Annotated in this window: 16 protein-coding genes; 11 read left to right on the top strand and 5 right to left on the bottom strand. The window is 51.5% G+C overall.

From position 1 onward, the window contains the following. Position 1 precedes the first annotated feature (1 nt). The 4 genes from rfaC to NUX24_RS17175 are packed head-to-tail and all read left to right on the top strand — an operon-like array spanning position 2 to position 4,134. The gene (rfaC, locus tag NUX24_RS17190; RefSeq protein WP_257833045.1) at positions 2 to 985 is read left to right on the top strand and encodes a lipopolysaccharide heptosyltransferase RfaC; all 984 of its coding nucleotides are present in this window, start codon (positions 2 to 4) and stop codon (positions 983 to 985) included. A 3-nt stretch (positions 986 to 988) separates the two neighbouring features. Then, complete coding sequence (locus NUX24_RS17185) at positions 989 to 2,077, top strand: glycosyltransferase family 9 protein (protein ID WP_214577283.1); 1,089 nt, start codon at positions 989 to 991, stop codon at positions 2,075 to 2,077. 49 nt (positions 2,078 to 2,126) lie between these two features. After that, positions 2,127 to 2,984, top strand: coding sequence for a sugar glycosyltransferase (locus NUX24_RS17180; protein ID WP_257833043.1), 858 nt, complete (start codon positions 2,127 to 2,129; stop codon positions 2,982 to 2,984). Beyond that, positions 2,971 to 4,134, top strand: coding sequence for an O-antigen ligase (locus NUX24_RS17175; RefSeq protein WP_257833041.1), 1,164 nt, complete (start codon positions 2,971 to 2,973; stop codon positions 4,132 to 4,134). The genes NUX24_RS17180 and NUX24_RS17175 overlap by 14 nt, the downstream gene beginning before the upstream one ends. A gap of 15 nt (positions 4,135 to 4,149) precedes the next feature. On the opposite strand, the gene NUX24_RS17170 is transcribed toward NUX24_RS17175, so the two are convergent. Next, positions 4,150 to 5,112, bottom strand: a complete 963-nt coding sequence (locus tag NUX24_RS17170; protein ID WP_257833040.1) for a polysaccharide deacetylase family protein — start codon at positions 5,110 to 5,112, stop codon at positions 4,150 to 4,152. Between the two features lie 150 nt (positions 5,113 to 5,262). Here NUX24_RS17170 and rfaQ point away from each other — a divergent pair, with 150 nt between their 5' ends. From rfaQ to coaD, 7 genes are all read left to right on the top strand, one after another. After that, positions 5,263 to 6,333, top strand: coding sequence for a putative lipopolysaccharide heptosyltransferase III (gene rfaQ / locus NUX24_RS17165; RefSeq protein ID WP_257833038.1), 1,071 nt, complete (start codon positions 5,263 to 5,265; stop codon positions 6,331 to 6,333). Continuing rightward, positions 6,330 to 7,457 carry a glycosyltransferase family 4 protein gene (locus NUX24_RS17160; protein ID WP_257833036.1) on the top strand — a complete coding sequence of 376 codons (1,128 nt, stop codon included), beginning with the start codon at positions 6,330 to 6,332 and terminating at the stop codon, positions 7,455 to 7,457. Before rfaQ ends, NUX24_RS17160 begins: the two co-directional genes overlap by 4 nt. A gap of 2 nt (positions 7,458 to 7,459) precedes the next feature. Next, positions 7,460 to 8,560, top strand: a complete 1,101-nt coding sequence (locus NUX24_RS17155; protein WP_214577289.1) for a glycosyltransferase — start codon at positions 7,460 to 7,462, stop codon at positions 8,558 to 8,560. A gap of 11 nt (positions 8,561 to 8,571) precedes the next feature. Further along, complete coding sequence (locus tag NUX24_RS17150) at positions 8,572 to 9,561, top strand: glycosyltransferase (protein ID WP_257833035.1); 990 nt, start codon at positions 8,572 to 8,574, stop codon at positions 9,559 to 9,561. A 66-nt stretch (positions 9,562 to 9,627) separates the two neighbouring features. After that, positions 9,628 to 10,902 (top strand): lipid IV(A) 3-deoxy-D-manno-octulosonic acid transferase, encoded by a 1,275-nt coding sequence (gene waaA / locus NUX24_RS17145; RefSeq protein WP_257833033.1) that lies wholly within the window; start codon positions 9,628 to 9,630, stop codon positions 10,900 to 10,902. Then, positions 10,902 to 11,672, top strand: a complete 771-nt coding sequence (locus NUX24_RS17140; protein ID WP_257833031.1) for a glycosyltransferase family 2 protein — start codon at positions 10,902 to 10,904, stop codon at positions 11,670 to 11,672. The genes waaA and NUX24_RS17140 overlap by 1 nt, the downstream gene beginning before the upstream one ends. A 3-nt stretch (positions 11,673 to 11,675) precedes the next feature. Beyond that, complete coding sequence (gene coaD / locus NUX24_RS17135; protein WP_063408583.1) at positions 11,676 to 12,155, top strand: pantetheine-phosphate adenylyltransferase; 480 nt, start codon at positions 11,676 to 11,678, stop codon at positions 12,153 to 12,155. Positions 12,156 to 12,157: 2 nt separating this feature from the next. Here coaD and mutM read toward each other — a convergent pair whose 3' ends face one another. From mutM to radC, 4 genes are all read right to left on the bottom strand, one after another. Continuing rightward, positions 12,158 to 12,967, bottom strand: coding sequence for a bifunctional DNA-formamidopyrimidine glycosylase/DNA-(apurinic or apyrimidinic site) lyase (gene mutM / locus NUX24_RS17130; RefSeq protein ID WP_023309890.1), 810 nt, complete (start codon positions 12,965 to 12,967; stop codon positions 12,158 to 12,160). Positions 12,968 to 13,039: 72 nt separating this feature from the next. After that, on the bottom strand, positions 13,040 to 13,207 hold the full coding sequence (gene rpmG, locus NUX24_RS17125; RefSeq protein ID WP_003024094.1) for a 50S ribosomal protein L33: 168 nt from the start codon (positions 13,205 to 13,207) through the stop codon (positions 13,040 to 13,042). Positions 13,208 to 13,229: 22 nt separating this feature from the next. After that, positions 13,230 to 13,466, bottom strand: a complete 237-nt coding sequence (rpmB, locus tag NUX24_RS17120) for a 50S ribosomal protein L28 (RefSeq protein ID WP_002436699.1) — start codon at positions 13,464 to 13,466, stop codon at positions 13,230 to 13,232. Between the two features lie 218 nt (positions 13,467 to 13,684). Then, a complete protein-coding gene (gene radC, locus NUX24_RS17115) occupies positions 13,685 to 14,353 on the bottom strand; it encodes a DNA repair protein RadC (protein WP_023309889.1) in 669 nt (222 codons plus the stop codon). Positions 14,354 to 14,523 lie beyond the last annotated feature (170 nt).

Below are 14,523 nucleotides of genomic sequence, written 5' to 3'. Positions count from 1 at the left end.
AATGCGGGTATTGATCGTTAAAACCTCTTCGATGGGCGATGTTCTGCATACGCTCCCGTCACTGACGGACGCCATGCGGGCCATTCCCGACATTCGTTTTGACTGGGTAGTGGAAGAAGGCTTCGCGCAGATCCCCACCTGGCATGAAGCGGTTGACCGCGTGATCCCAGTGGCGATTCGCCGCTGGCGCAAAGCGTGGTTCTCCGCGCCGATTAAAGCCGAACGCAAAGCCTTCCGTGAGGCGGTGCAGGCACAGCATTACGACGCCATCATCGACGCCCAGGGGCTGGTGAAAAGCGCCGCGCTGGTGACGCGTCTGGCACACGGCGTAAAGCACGGCATGGACTGGCACTCCGCCCGCGAACCGCTGGCGAGTCTGTTCTATAACCGTCGCCACCACATCGCAAAGCAACAGCATGCCGTAGAACGTACCCGCGAGCTGTTTGCAAAAAGCCTGGGCTATGCGAAACCGGAAATCCAGGGCGACTACGCGATTGCGCAGCACTTTTTGCGCAATACAGATCCCTGTGTTCAGCCTTATCTTGTCTTCCTGCATGCCACAACGCGCGACGATAAACACTGGCCGGAAACGCACTGGCGAAGCCTGATTGAACTAATGCAACCTACCGGCATCCATATTAAACTGCCCTGGGGCGCTGAACATGAGCGGCAGCGTGCAGAGCGTCTGGCAGCAGGCTTTTCGCACGTCGAGGTATTGCCGAAACTCACGCTGGCACAGGTTGCAGCACAGCTGGCGGGAGCGAATGCTGTTGTTTCCGTTGATACCGGCTTAAGCCATTTAACCGCGGCGCTGGATCGTCCGAATATTACGATTTTTGGTCCGACCGATCCTGGATTGATCGGGGGTTACGGTAAAAACCAGCATCAGATGGTCAGCCCGACCCAGCAAACGAAGGATATCAGCGTAGATGCTATTTTTTCATTTTTACAGGGCAGCCGTTGGCTTTCCAACAGGGATATCTAACGCATGAGTTACGTATTTCTGCTGATTTTACTTTTTCCGGTGAAGCTTATCCGGAAGCTGTTCCGCAAAGAGACAGGTAAAAACCTGGTCATTCAGACAGCAAAAATCGGCGATTTTGTTAATGCAACGCCCCTTCTGGCATACCTGCAAAAAAGCGACGTGCTCATCAGCCGTAGCGTGGGTGCGCTGGCGAAGCATGATGAGACGATCGATAAGATTTTTTTTATCGAGCAGCATAAGCGTAACCTGTGGCGAAAGCTGGTCTTTGCCTGCCGGATCATGAACCGCTATGACAATGTCTATCTCCTGCAACCCAACAGCGTGAACCTCTTTTTCGCCTCCGTATGTAACGCTAAAAACAAACAGTTTTTAAGCACTTACACGCGCAGATGGTATCACGGTATTTTCTTTGCAACGGCAGACGGCACTGTTGAACACGGTAGAAAGACGCTGTCGGTCACGAACTATCTCAAACTGGCCGATCGCACCTTAACCTGGCAAGACTCGCCAAAGCACGCCACAAAGCCGCTTTTCAAACCGGCAACCTATCCGGCAATCCTCGATAAACCCGGCGTGATCCGCATTGGCATCAGCGTAGCCGCCGGGAATAAAGCGAAAACCGTTCCGCCGGTCATCTGGAAACAAATTGCCGATCGTCTCGCCGACCTGCCCTGCGAATTTTATGTGTTTGGCGCGCCGAATGAACAATCGTGGATGGATGACATCACCCGCGCTTACGGCGAACTGCCCAACTTTATTAATCTGATTGGCAAAATCTCACTCGAAGAGCTGCCGTGGGCCATTTCTAAAATGGATTGCTATATCGCGTCTGACTCGGGGAATGTCTACATTGCCGATGCGGTAGGCGTGCCGGTAATCTTACTGTTCGGGCCTTGTTGCCACTATGAACAGCGTCCTCTCGGTAACGTTCTGTTGATTGGTAATGATGAAAACATTAACTCCTACGTTTTTGAAACACGTTATTATTTCAGCCAGCCGAAAGAAAAACTTTTTGCTATAGACGACGTTGATATGGATAACATAGTGAGTTTATTGACGACCGTAAATAAAAAAGCATTACCAGAGGCGTAAAATGAGCTCTCTAACTAAACAACTCTACCGATACACGCATAAGCGCAATATGCGCCATAACGAAAATCTGTGGCCCTTCATTAAATTATCTCGCAATGAAACAGGGGAGATTTCTGATTTAAACTATAAAGGCCAGAGCATTAACCTCACCACGCTTACCTCGATTCAGGATAGGTTTGAGGGTGAGATCCTGATAGCCGCAACTGGCCCTTCAATCAAAAATATTAATTTTGAAAACCTGTCATCCACCGTAGTTACCGCTGGTGTGAACGGAGCATGGCATCTCAATGACCAGCTACATTTTAGTCTCTATTTTGTGGTCGACATGACGTTCATCGACCGTCAGACTGCAATTTTAAAGCAGGTCATTGGCTGTAAAAATGTCATTTTGTTTACAACCGTAATGGGGATCGTTAAGCTTATAAACCGTTTTTCATATGAAAATATCCGATGCGAAATATGCATTATTGAAGATATTTGCTATGAGACTTATAAACCCTCGATTAAACGGGACAATTTGCACCAAGCATTAGGGGATACGCCAGGGATCGTCTTTTCCGATAGCCATCCCAATATTGCTTTTAGTCGTGATGTGAGGCGCGGTGTGGTAGATGCCGGTACCGTAATGTATTGGGCACTACAGGTAATTTATTTTCTGAGATTTAATAAGATTTATATCGCTGGTCTTGATATGAATAATTTCAATCAACCGCGATTTTATGAAAACGGTAATAACATGTTGCCTTCATTCCTTGGAGACAAAGTACAGAATACTGTGATCCCCGCATTCACACTAGCAAGCAATATTATGCAAAAAGACAACATCATTGTTGTTAATCTATCACCTCAAAGCGCTATCCCTGATTTTGTATTCCCCAGAAAGGATTTTACAGATGTTTTCAATTAATCACCAACGCATTCCGTTCTATCCTTTTACGCTTTTTGTATTTTTAAGCATAATTTTTTGCGGAGTTTCTCGCGTAAACACCTTATTCCATATTGCACTCGGGCTATTTATCATTGCCACAATTGCTAGCAATGAATTCAGAGTACGTTTTATCAATGACCGTACCTTTCTACCCGCTCTGGGCATAACGGGTGCCTTTTTAATATATTTTTCACTTTCGAATCTTTGGGCTGAATCGTCTCAGGTAAGCTCTGCCTTAACACATTCATTCTATTTATTTATTTTCATATGTCTTTACCGTCAGTGTGAATTGCAGGGAAAGAAAAAATTTGTCATTGGCGCAGCTTATGCAGGTATTGTCGCACTCGCCATTCTCACCCTGATTTATGTTGATAAAGCGAACATTTTTTATAACAGACTTTCGAATGCTTTCCCTTATGCGCCTGATAACGTCATTGACCTCGGCGGATATATGGCACTAGGGGTTTTATTAAGCGCTATATTGGTGCGGGAAACGCGTAACGTCTGGTTTTATCTTCCAGTCCCGTTGCTGCTGGCCTGCTTAATATTGACTCAAAGTCGCGGACCGTTCCTTTCCCTGGTGGGAGCCTCAACAGTAGCGTTTCTTTGTAAACCCAAGTGGAATTTTAAGTTACTGATAAGTTCGGTTATTATATTGTTATTGATCGGTCTCGCTTTCTATTTTAGCGGCTCAATCGATATATTTATCAATCGAGCAGAAGAGTCTTCTCGTGCAAGCACCGTGCGCTTTGGTATCTGGCAACACGCCGTTGAAGTTGCAAAACAGAAAGCGATTTTCGGATGGGGTTTCAACAAAGAGCTTCAGTTCATTAATGGCTATGGCCAGGCCATTTCCACAACGCACAGCCTCTATTTAGCTACCTTCCTTAAGGGTGGGATCGTGGGGCTTCTGCTACTCGTCGGTATGATTTTATATGCCGCCAGACAGTCTCTTCGTCACCTCGCGGCCGATCATAAGGCGGAAATCGCTGTCATTGTCTTCGCACTGATGTTCTATATCACTCAGGGTATGTTTATTATCAGTAACCCACGGGAATATTGGGTTCTGTTCTGGCTGCCATTCGCCATTATTTTCAGCACTCCCGTTAAAATGGTTCTGCAAAAATAAACCTTACAGCGCCGGTTACCCGGCGCTATTTTTTTGGGAATAAAACTCCGCCAGCGTCATCCCTACAGTCTTGTCGGATAACCAGCTAAAGAGCGTTTCTAAATCCTGATACAACCCTTCAATCGCCGCCTCATCTTTAAACGTCGGGCTTCCGCCAGGCATAAATTCCGACGAATGAAGCATAAACTCCACGTACTCACTTCCCTGCGACAGGCATTGCTGTGCGACCTGAATCATTTGCGCCGCATTCCCACCGGACGGTCTTAGCCAGTTCACAGAGGGAGAGCGGTATTTACCCCGAAGCCTGTCGTAACCCTGTTTGATAGTGTTCAACCACGCCGGGTGTTTATACTGAATGCTCATCGGCACTTCGAGTAATGGGCTATTGCCCGCCCGGGAAATATTATCTAAATCCATGAAATAGGCGTGGTCGGGGAAATGCTGATAATCCGTTCCGCCATTCCCCTGCGGGGCGCCTTTCGCATTGCGCCAGTTCACGCGTGGCGTCACGGAGCAATCAACCTGGTAGCCCAGTTCAACGAGCAATTTTGCGTAGCGACTGTCAAATGCCCAACGTCCGGCACGGTGGCTTAACATTTTGGTCTGGAAGGTCTCTTCCAGCAGGCGGGTCATGAACAGCACTTTTTCTCGCATCACCTCATCCGAAAATTCAACCAGATAAGGCTGCCATCGCCAGTCATCGCCCGTGAGATCGTGTTCCGGCGGGCTATTCCATGCGTGAAGGTGCATTCCCACCTCCCCCTGACCGCGGGCGATCGCGTCCCTGGCGAATTCGATGAAAACGGGCTCGATCGCCATCTCGTAATTGGTCAGCCACACGGGCTTAAAGCCGAAACGCTCACAAAGCGCCTGGAAACGCGCCAGATAACGCGCATTTTCCGTTTTAATGACGCGGTGATTTTGCCAGAGATTATCGCCCTCAGTATCAATTGTGATGATAAACGCTGGTTTGTTCATAATGAGTCCGCAAGACAGGAAAGTTAGCGCTATGTTACGCACTCTCCAAAGCATGAGTAAACCCTTCCGGGGAAATTACTGAGATTATGGAGAAAGAGTGCAAGTCGCTATCAGGTCTATTAGAATTGCCATTAGTACAACGCCGATAAGATGATGATGAATAACTTACCTGACACACCTGATTTGCGCATTTTACTGATCAAACTCCGCCATCATGGCGACATGTTGCTGACCACTCCCGTCATTGATTCGTTACGTCAAAAATGGCCGCAGGCGCAGATTGATGTCCTGCTGTATGAAGAAACGCGCGATATGCTCGCCGCGCATCCAGCGATCGGTACAATTTATGGAATCGATCGCAAATGGAAACAGCTGGGCACGCTGAAGCATCTTCAAAAAGAGTGGCAGTTGCTGTGTGCGTTAAGAAATCAGCATTATCATCTGGTCATTAACCTTGCCGATCAATGGCGTAGCGCGATCGTCACCCGCTTCACCGGTGCCCCCGTTCGCCTCGGATTCGCGTTTAACAAACGCAACAGCGCCTTCTGGCGTTTTTGTCACACCGATCTGGTCTCTGTCGACGGCCACAAATCCCTGCATACGGTCGAACAGAATCTCTCCATTCTGGCACCATTACCGGTCGCGCCGCGGCCTGCCGTCACCATGGCCTATACCGCCGAAGACTGGGATCATGCCCGTCAAAGACTGACGCAGACGGGTGTGGGCGACAGCTACATTGTGATCCAGCCGACGTCCCGCTGGTTCTTTAAATGCTGGAGCGAAGACAAAATGGCGCAAACCATTACTGCATTGCAGCAGGATGGTCATACGGTTGTGCTCACCGCGGGGCCGGATAAAAAAGAGCTGGCGATGATCGATCGCATTCTCGCCGCCTCGCCAAAGACGGGAGTCGTCTCGCTGGCGGGCCAGCTGACGTTGCGCCAGCTGGCCTCACTTATCGATCATGCGCGTCTTTTTATTGGCGTTGACTCCGTTCCAATGCATATGGCCGCCGCGCTGCAGACGCCCTGCGTGGCGCTGTTTGGTCCTTCTAAACTCACGTTTTGGTCTCCATGGCAAGTCAACGGTGAAGTCATCTGGGCCGGCAATTACGGCCCGCTACCCGATCCGGATGCCATTGATACCAAAACGAAAGAACGCTATCTCGACGCCATTCCCGTTGATGCTGTCGTCTCCGCCGCAAGGAGATATCTGTCATGAAACACCATCGTCTGGCCATTGTTCGCCAAAAATATCGCCCTGATGGCGGAGCGGAACGCTTCGTTTCGCGCGCTCTCACCGCGCTGAGCAATCAGAACCTTGAGCTCAACGTCATCACGCGTGAGTGGCAGGGAGAGAAGCAAGACGACTGGCATATCCACATTTGCAACCCTCAAAAATGGGGTCGCATCAGTCGGGAACGCGGATTTGCACAGGCCGCACGCGCGCTGTGGCAGCAACAGCAGTTTGATATTGTTCAAAGCCATGAGCGCATCCCGGGTTGTGATATCTATCGCGCGGGTGATGGGGTGCATCGTCGCTGGCTGCTGCAGCGCGCGCGCATTTTACCTGCCTGGCGTGCGCAAATGCTGATGTATGACCGCTATCACCGCTACGTGATGCGTGCGGAACGGGAAATGTATCAGGCGCCTGAGTTAAAAGCCGTAATCTGTAATGCGGAAATGATCAAACGCGAAATCGTTGAAGACTTTGATATTGACGCAAATAAAATTCATGTGATTTATAATTCTATTGATTCCAGCCGCTTCGTTCCGGCCCAGGAGGCACAGCGTGCGATGCTGCGCCAACAATTTGGTTTGCCAGCCGATGCCGTTGTGTTCTGTTTCGTAGGCTCAGGGTTTGAACGAAAAGGATTAGCCAGCGCCATACGCGCTATCGCTGGAACATCAGCCTGCCTGATTGTGGTTGGGCAAGATAAAGCAGAACGTCGTTATCGCGACCTCGCCCGTTCGTTAGGCTGCGAGGGGCAAATCCGTTTCCTGGGGGTACAAAAAGAAACTCTGCCTTTTTATCAGCTATCCGATGGTTTACTGTTGCCAACGCTGTATGATCCCTTTCCTAACGTCATTCTTGAAGCGATGGCCTGCGGCTTGCCCGTCATTACTTCAGAGAGTTGCGGTGGTGCAGAGTTTATTCAACAAGGCCAGAACGGATTTTATTGTGACGCACTTGATATCAGTACATTGAAGGAAGCGGTAGCCGCCATTCCTTCACTGGAAAAAAATAACAATATGGGACGAGCGGCACGTGAACGTGTAAAAGACGCCACTCCCGAAAAACTATCAAGTCAGCTTATTACGCTTTATCAAAAATTACTGGATTAAAAATGCGCATCCTAATGATTATTGATGGTTTACCCGGTGGAGGAGCCGAAAAAACGGTTCTTACACTCTCCCGTGGATTAATAGAAATGGGGCATCAGGTCTCTCTATTCTCTCTGCGGAAAGTGTGCGACTACGCCATCCCGGAAGGCATCGATTATCAGGTTGTTCAGGACACATGTAAAAAACCGTGGCGAAAGCTGACGGAAATCCCACGCCGCGCCCAACTTCTGGATCAGGCGATTGAGCGAGCTGAGCGCAGCGGCAAATTTGATGTGGTGTTCTCTCACCTGCACAAAACAGACCGCATTGTGGCGCACTGCCGCGCGCTGGAACGTGACAAAGTCTGGTTCTGCGTGCACGGCATGTTCTCGTTTTCCTATCTTCGCCATCGCAGCGGACTTTCGCGCTGGTTTAAACATCTTAAAATCCGTCATACCTACGAAAACCGCAACGTTGTCGCCGTCTCAGGCGCCGTGTTGAAAGATCTTTCCGAGACGCTGGCGCTCAATCTTCGACGCAAAGCGGTTATCCATAATCCTTTCGATATTCCTGAAATTCAGCGTCTGGCGGATGCGCCCTTCGAGATGCAGGGAAAGGATTACATTATTCATGTTGGCCGCTTCCATGAGCACAAACGCCACGACCGACTCTTACGTGCGTTCGCCCTGAGTAAAATTGACACAACGCTGGTCATGATGGGCAATGGATCTGACGCTCCAATTCAAAAACTCAAGCAGCTTGCTGCCGAGCTGGGTATTGAAAACAAAACGGTTTTCCGCCCGTTCGAGTCCAATCCCTATCCCTGGATTAAAGGGGCACGCCTTTTAGTGTTAAGTTCTGACTGCGAAGGTTTTGGTAATGTGCTGGTCGAAGCCATTATCTGCCAGACGCCACCGGTCAGTACAAATTGCCCCGGAGGCCCCGCCGAAATCCTCACCGGCGCTTTAGCGCGCGGGCTGGCAGAGTTAAATGACGAGTCACTGGCAAAAACGCTGGCGGATATTTATACCGCCCCGCCGGTCGTTGGCGATGCAACCATCGCGTCGTTCGGTATCAATGCCATTTGCCAGCAATATATTGCTCTGGTCGACAATCAAAAATAATCAGGTTTCTTATGCAAAATTCAGCCCCATTGTTAAGCGTGGTGGTTGCCGTTTATAACGGTGAAGCTTTCCTGGATCAGTTCTTTACCTGCCTTGTCAATCAACGCATAGACAGCATGGAAGTCATCATTGTCAATGATGGCTCTACTGACCGCTCGATGGAGATCGTCGAAAACTGGCGAGAAAAACTGCCGCAGATGCAGGTCATAGAACAGCAAAACCAGGGCGTATCCATCGCGCGTAACACCGGTCTGGCCGTTGCAACCGGTCAATATCTCTCTTTCCCGGATATTGATGATGTCTTTAAACCCGGCATGTACCAGCGCCTGCTGGATATGGCCGTCACGCAGGATCTGGATGTCGCCACCTGTAACGGGAACTACGTCTGGGAAAACAACAAGAAACCTTCACGTCCGATCTTCCCTGAAGACAAACTGGCTTCGACAGGGGTTATGACTGGCCCTGCGTGGTTAAAAATGGCGCTGGACTCTCGTAAATTCCTTCACGTCACCTGGTTGAACATCTATCGCCACGACTTTATCCGTAAACACAGTTTCCATTTCGAACCCGGCCTGCGCCATCAGGATATTCCGTGGACCACCGAAGTGCTGCTTGCGGCAGAGCGGGTTCAGTACACCAGTGAACGTTATTACGATTACTACATTCACTCTGCATCGGTGTCCCATATGCCGGACAATGACGACACGCTGATTCGTTCCGCGCGTCACTACATGAAAATCCTGCAGATGCTCGACGCCATCAATCAGCGCTACCCGGATAAAGTGAAAGGGATCCCAGCCTGCCACTGGCAAATTGCCAAAGAGGGACTGGGCATTATTCACACCTTCGACAACATGAAGGATGAGAAGAAGAAATCAATGATTATTAAAGAGTTCTTCGAAACAGGCATCTGGAAACTCATCTGGAAAAGTGCAAAAAGCCCGCGTCTGCGCTGGCGGCTGGGTCGACGTTATTTCCGTTTGAAACGGTATCTGGCATAAGAGATAGCTTTACCTGGCCTAAATGCTTAGAATTTGCCCGCCGAAACTAAAAAAACGGATAATCGCTTGGAATTGTTGTATACCGCTCTGCTCTACATCATTCAGCCACTGGTGTGGCTGAGACTGTTGCTTCGTAGCCGGAAAGCGCCTGCGTATCGTAAACGCTGGGCTGAACGCTATGGCTTCTGCCGCAATAAAGTCGTACCGGACGGTATTTTGCTGCATTCCGTTTCTGTCGGTGAAACGCTGGCGGCGATCCCGCTGGTTCGCGCCCTGCGTCACCGCTACCCTTCGCTGCCAATCACCGTCACGACGATGACGCCAACCGGCTCGGAGCGCGCGTTATCCGCTTTCGGTAAAGACGTGCAGCACGTCTATCTGCCTTACGATCTGCCCTGCGCCATGAATCGTTTCCTCAACACCGTGCGCCCGAAGCTGGTGATCGTGATGGAAACCGAACTGTGGCCGAACATGATTTCCGCTCTGCATGCCCGTAAAATTCCGCTGGTCATTGCCAACGCGCGCCTCTCTGAGCGCTCGGCGAAAGGTTACGGCAAGCTGGGTATATTTATGCGTCGCCTGCTGAGCAAAATCACGCTGATTGCCGCGCAGAACGAAGAAGATGCAGCGCGCTTTATCTCTCTGGGCCTGAAACGCAACCAGCTTGCGGTAACGGGCAGCCTGAAGTTCGATATTTCCGTTACCCCTGAGCTCGCCGCCCGAGCCATCACGCTGCGTCGCCAGTGGGCCCCGCGTCGTCAGGTCTGGATTGCGACCAGTACCCATGATGGCGAAGAAGAGATCATCCTGCAGGCTCACCGCAAGCTGCTGGAAAAATTCCCTGATTTACTGCTGATCCTCGTGCCTCGCCATCCGGAGCGTTTTAAAGATGCCCGTGAAATGGTTCAGAAAGGCGGCTTCAGCTTCACGCTGCGCAGTAGTGGTGAAATCCCTTCCGGCAGCACCCAGGTGGTGATTGGCGATACGATGGGCGAGCTGATGTTGCTGTACGGCATTGCTGACCTGGCGTTTGTCGGTGGCAGCCTGGTCGAACGCGGAGGCCATAACCCGCTGGAGCCGGCAGCCCACGCCATTCCGGTACTGATGGGGCCGCACACGTTTAACTTCAAAGATATCTGCGCGAAATTACAGCAGGCCGATGGTTTAATTACCGTGACCGATGCAGATTCGGTGGTCAAAGAGGTATCGACCCTTCTGACTGACGAAGATTATCGCCTGTGGTACGGGCGTCATGCCGTCGAAGTGCTGCACCAGAACCAGGGCGCACTGACCCGTCTGCTGCAGCTTCTGCAACCTTATCTGCCCCAGCGGAGCCACTGATGTCAACGCGTCTGTCGGTCGTCATGATCGCCAAAAACGCCGCCGATCTGCTTCCGGACTGCCTGGCGTCGGTTGCCTGGGCTGACGAGATAGTCATTCTTGACTCCGGCAGCACGGACAACACGGTGGACGTCGCCCGCGCTGCAGGCGCGAAAATCTATACCAACACTGACTGGCAAGGTTATGGCATTCAGCGCCAGCGCGCGCAGGAATATGCCGCGGGCGATTATGTGCTAATGCTCGACACCGACGAACGCATCACGCCGGAGCTTCAGCAGGCCATTCAGGCAGTGCTTTCCTCGCCCCAGCCTGGCGCCGTATACAGCATTGCCCGCCGCAACTACTTCCTTGGCCGTTTTATGCGTCACAGCGGCTGGTATCCTGACCGCGTGATGCGCCTCTACGAGCGCGAGCGGTATCAGTACAACGACAATCTGGTACATGAATCCCTGAGCTGCGATAGCGCTCAGGTCATTCCCCTGACGGGCGATTTGCTGCACCTGACCTGCCGTGATTTCGCCAGCTTCCAGCGTAAACAGCTCAACTATGCCACCGCATGGGCGCAGGAGCGTCACCAGCGCGGCAAGAAGGCCTCGCTGACGGGTATCTTCACCCATACGCTGGGCGCGTTCCTGAAAACGCTGCTGCTGCGTGGTGGCGTCCTGGACGGCAAGCAGGGCTGGTTACTCGCGGTAGTGAATGCCCAGTATACTTTCAACAAATACACCGAGCTGTGGGCGCTCTGCCGCGGCTACTCAGAGAAAACGTGAGTCATGAGCACAAAAGCGATTTATCCGGGTACCTTCGATCCGATCACCAACGGTCATCTTGATATCATCACCCGTGCGGCGTGCATGTTCGACAAGGTGATCCTGGCCATTGCCGCCAGCCCCAGCAAAAAGCCGATGTTTGACCTCAACGAGCGCGTACAGCTCGCCACCGATGCCATTTCGCACCTGCCGAATGTTGAGGTGGTCGGGTTTAGCGACCTGATGGCAAACTTCGCCCGCGCTCAGCAGGCCAATATTCTGATCCGCGGTTTACGCGCGGTGGCAGACTTCGAGTATGAGATGCAGCTGGCGCACATGAACCGCCACCTGATGCCGGAGCTGGAGAGCGTGTTCCTGATGCCCTCCAAAGAGTGGTCGTTTATCTCTTCCACACTGGTAAAAGAGGTGGCGCGTCATCACGGCGACGTCACCCATTTCCTGCCAACTAACGTCCACCATGCACTGATGGAAAAGCTAAAGTAACCCTATTTCTGGCACTGACGGCAGTAGAACGTGGCGCGCTGGGCGTGCTTCGTGGCAATAACGGGCGTGCCGCAGACTCTGCACGGTTCGCCTTTACGGCCATATACCTGCAGCTCCTGGGCAAAATAGCCCGGCTTGCCGTCACTTTGCAGGAAGTCCTTCAACGTTGTCCCGCCCTGCTCAATCGAGCGAAGCAATACAGCTTTAATCACCCGAACCAGCAGCTCGCACTCCTGCGCCGACAGCGAAGAGGCCAGCCGATCGGGATGGATCCCGGCCGCAAACAGCGATTCGCTGGCGTAGATATTCCCCACGCCGACCACCAGCTTGTTATCCATCAGCCAGGGCTTAATTGGGCTTTTCTTCTTCGCACACTTCGCCTTGAGGTATTCCGCGTTAAACGCGTCTGAGAGCGGCTCCGGGCCCAGATGCGCCAGCACGTTATGTCCTTCCAGCTCCTTCGTCCACAGCCACGCGCCAAAGCGCCGTGGGTCGGTGTAACGGAGCACTTTGCCGTTGCTCATCACCAGATCGACATGGTCGTGCTTTTCCGCAGGCAGTTCTTCGGTAAGAATGCGCAGGCTCCCGGACATCCCCAGGTGGATAATAATCCAGCCGTCGGGCAGCTCCAGCAGCAGGTATTTCGCGCGACGCTGTACGCTAAGGACGGGTTTATCGCTCAGGGCATGGATCTCATCGGACACCGGCCAGCGCAGACGTCCATTGCGGACCACCGCGTGAAGAATCGTCGCGCCGACCAGATGGGGCTCAATGCCGCGACGGCTGGTTTCTACCTCAGGTAATTCAGGCATGGTTCCTCCGTTGAGATACAGAATGCAAAAAACCCCGCAGTTGCGGGGTTTTTCGATACAAGGAGACTAAAATTATTTGATTTTAGCTTCTTTGTACAGTACGTGCTGGCGTACAACTGGATCGAATTTTTTCAGTTCCAGTTTTTCCGGCTTAGTACGTTTGTTCTTCGTGGTGGTGTAGAAGTGACCTGTACCAGCAGAAGAAACCAGCTTGATTTTCTCGCGAATACCTTTAGCCATGATTTATTTCCTCTTTAAGTACTTAGTACTTTTCGCCACGGGCACGCAGTTCAGACAGAACTGTATCGATGCCTTTCTTATCGATTACACGCATACCTTTAGCAGATACGCGCAGGGTGACAAAACGCTTCTCGCTCTCAACCCAGAAACGGTGAGAGTGCAGGTTCGGCAGGAAACGGCGTTTAGTCGCGTTCAGTGCGTGGGAACGGTTGTTACCGGTCACCGGACGCTTGCCAGTAACTTGGCAGACTCGGGACATGTCTATTCTCCAAAAATCAAATTAGCTCGAGCTTCGTATGGGGTATCGGCGCCTCGTCAGGCTTTACAGCCCGGTCATCGCATAGTTCTAAGTGAACTCTCGATTGCCAGGCCCAAATGCCAAACCCGAGATTCTCAAAGGTGGCGTAGTATACGCTGACTCGGCGGTGTGCTCAAGTCCCGAACAGACAAAGATCCCGATGGATCGCGAGAAATAGCCTAAATCCAGCCATGTTCTGCGAAAGAAATGTACTCACCGCGGCCAATTATCAGATGGTCCAGCACACGAATGTCCATGAATTGACAGCATTTGATAATGCGTTCGGTGATTTCTTTGTCCGCTCTGCTCGGTTCTGCACAGCCAGAGGGGTGATTATGCGCGAGGATCACGCCCGCTGCATTCACTTTTATCGCTTCCCGCACAATTTCACGCGGATGCACCTCAACGTGGCTCAACGTGCCCGCAAAGAGACAGCTATGTTTCAGCACCCGATTTCTGTTATCGACAAAGATCACCATAAAGATCTCGCGTTCAATATCGGTTAACTGGCTTTGCAGGAATTCGCGCGTCATTTCTGGCGTCAGGATCGGATCTTCCTTCTCCATGCGGACATTGTAAAAACGGCGGGCAAGTTCAGCAATGCCCCTCAGCTGGGCATATTTCGCCACGCCAATCCCCTCAACGTGCTTAAACTGCGCCAGATCGGCGGTCAGTAAACCGTACAGCGAACCGAAATGTGCTATCAGCTCTTTTGCCAGCGTAAATACCGTTTTTCCGGGCGTTCCGGTACGTAAAAAGAGCGCTAACAGTTCATCGTCTTTTAACAGGGTGACGCCATAGCGCAGCAGTTTTTCGCGCGGCAGCAGCTCCTCATCCTCTTCTTCCATGCTCTTTCTCCCCTTTTTAACCTCATGCTGCCACAGGCCAATCCGTCGCTCGACGGCCACGTTGCGTTCTTGCGTAGCGCCTCGCAAAGTGGTCGAAGGACAAAATCACTCCACTTTGGGGATTGTGATAAAATGCCCGCTCTCTGGTGAAACCCAACAGGAAAGAATCA

This window comes from Enterobacter sp. HG048, from assembly GCF_024702055.1.
GTDB lineage: Bacteria > Pseudomonadota > Gammaproteobacteria > Enterobacterales > Enterobacteriaceae > Enterobacter > Enterobacter dykesii.
This window is presented reverse-complemented; position numbering and strand designations above follow the sequence as displayed.

Bases quoted from the DNA above. Each gene is read 5' to 3' on its own strand.
- rfaC (WP_257833045.1), top strand. From the start codon at position 2: ATGCGGGTATTGATCGTTAAAACCTCTTCGATGGGCGATGTTCTGCAT.
- NUX24_RS17185 (WP_214577283.1), top strand. From the start codon at position 989: ATGAGTTACGTATTTCTGCTGATTTTACTTTTTCCGGTGAAGCTTATC.
- NUX24_RS17180 (WP_257833043.1), top strand. From the start codon at position 2,127: ATGCGCCATAACGAAAATCTGTGGCCCTTCATTAAATTATCTCGCAAT.
- NUX24_RS17175 (WP_257833041.1), top strand. From the start codon at position 2,971: ATGTTTTCAATTAATCACCAACGCATTCCGTTCTATCCTTTTACGCTT.
- NUX24_RS17170 (WP_257833040.1), bottom strand. From the start codon at position 5,112: ATGAACAAACCAGCGTTTATCATCACAATTGATACTGAGGGCGATAAT.
- rfaQ (WP_257833038.1), top strand. From the start codon at position 5,263: ATGATGATGAATAACTTACCTGACACACCTGATTTGCGCATTTTACTG.
- NUX24_RS17160 (WP_257833036.1), top strand. From the start codon at position 6,330: ATGAAACACCATCGTCTGGCCATTGTTCGCCAAAAATATCGCCCTGAT.
- NUX24_RS17155 (WP_214577289.1), top strand. From the start codon at position 7,460: ATGCGCATCCTAATGATTATTGATGGTTTACCCGGTGGAGGAGCCGAA.
- NUX24_RS17150 (WP_257833035.1), top strand. From the start codon at position 8,572: ATGCAAAATTCAGCCCCATTGTTAAGCGTGGTGGTTGCCGTTTATAAC.
- NUX24_RS17140 (WP_257833031.1), top strand. From the start codon at position 10,902: ATGTCAACGCGTCTGTCGGTCGTCATGATCGCCAAAAACGCCGCCGAT.
- coaD (WP_063408583.1), top strand. From the start codon at position 11,676: ATGAGCACAAAAGCGATTTATCCGGGTACCTTCGATCCGATCACCAAC.
- mutM (WP_023309890.1), bottom strand. From the start codon at position 12,967: ATGCCTGAATTACCTGAGGTAGAAACCAGCCGTCGCGGCATTGAGCCC.
- rpmG (WP_003024094.1), bottom strand. From the start codon at position 13,207: ATGGCTAAAGGTATTCGCGAGAAAATCAAGCTGGTTTCTTCTGCTGGT.
- rpmB (WP_002436699.1), bottom strand. From the start codon at position 13,466: ATGTCCCGAGTCTGCCAAGTTACTGGCAAGCGTCCGGTGACCGGTAAC.
- radC (WP_023309889.1), bottom strand. From the start codon at position 14,353: ATGGAAGAAGAGGATGAGGAGCTGCTGCCGCGCGAAAAACTGCTGCGC.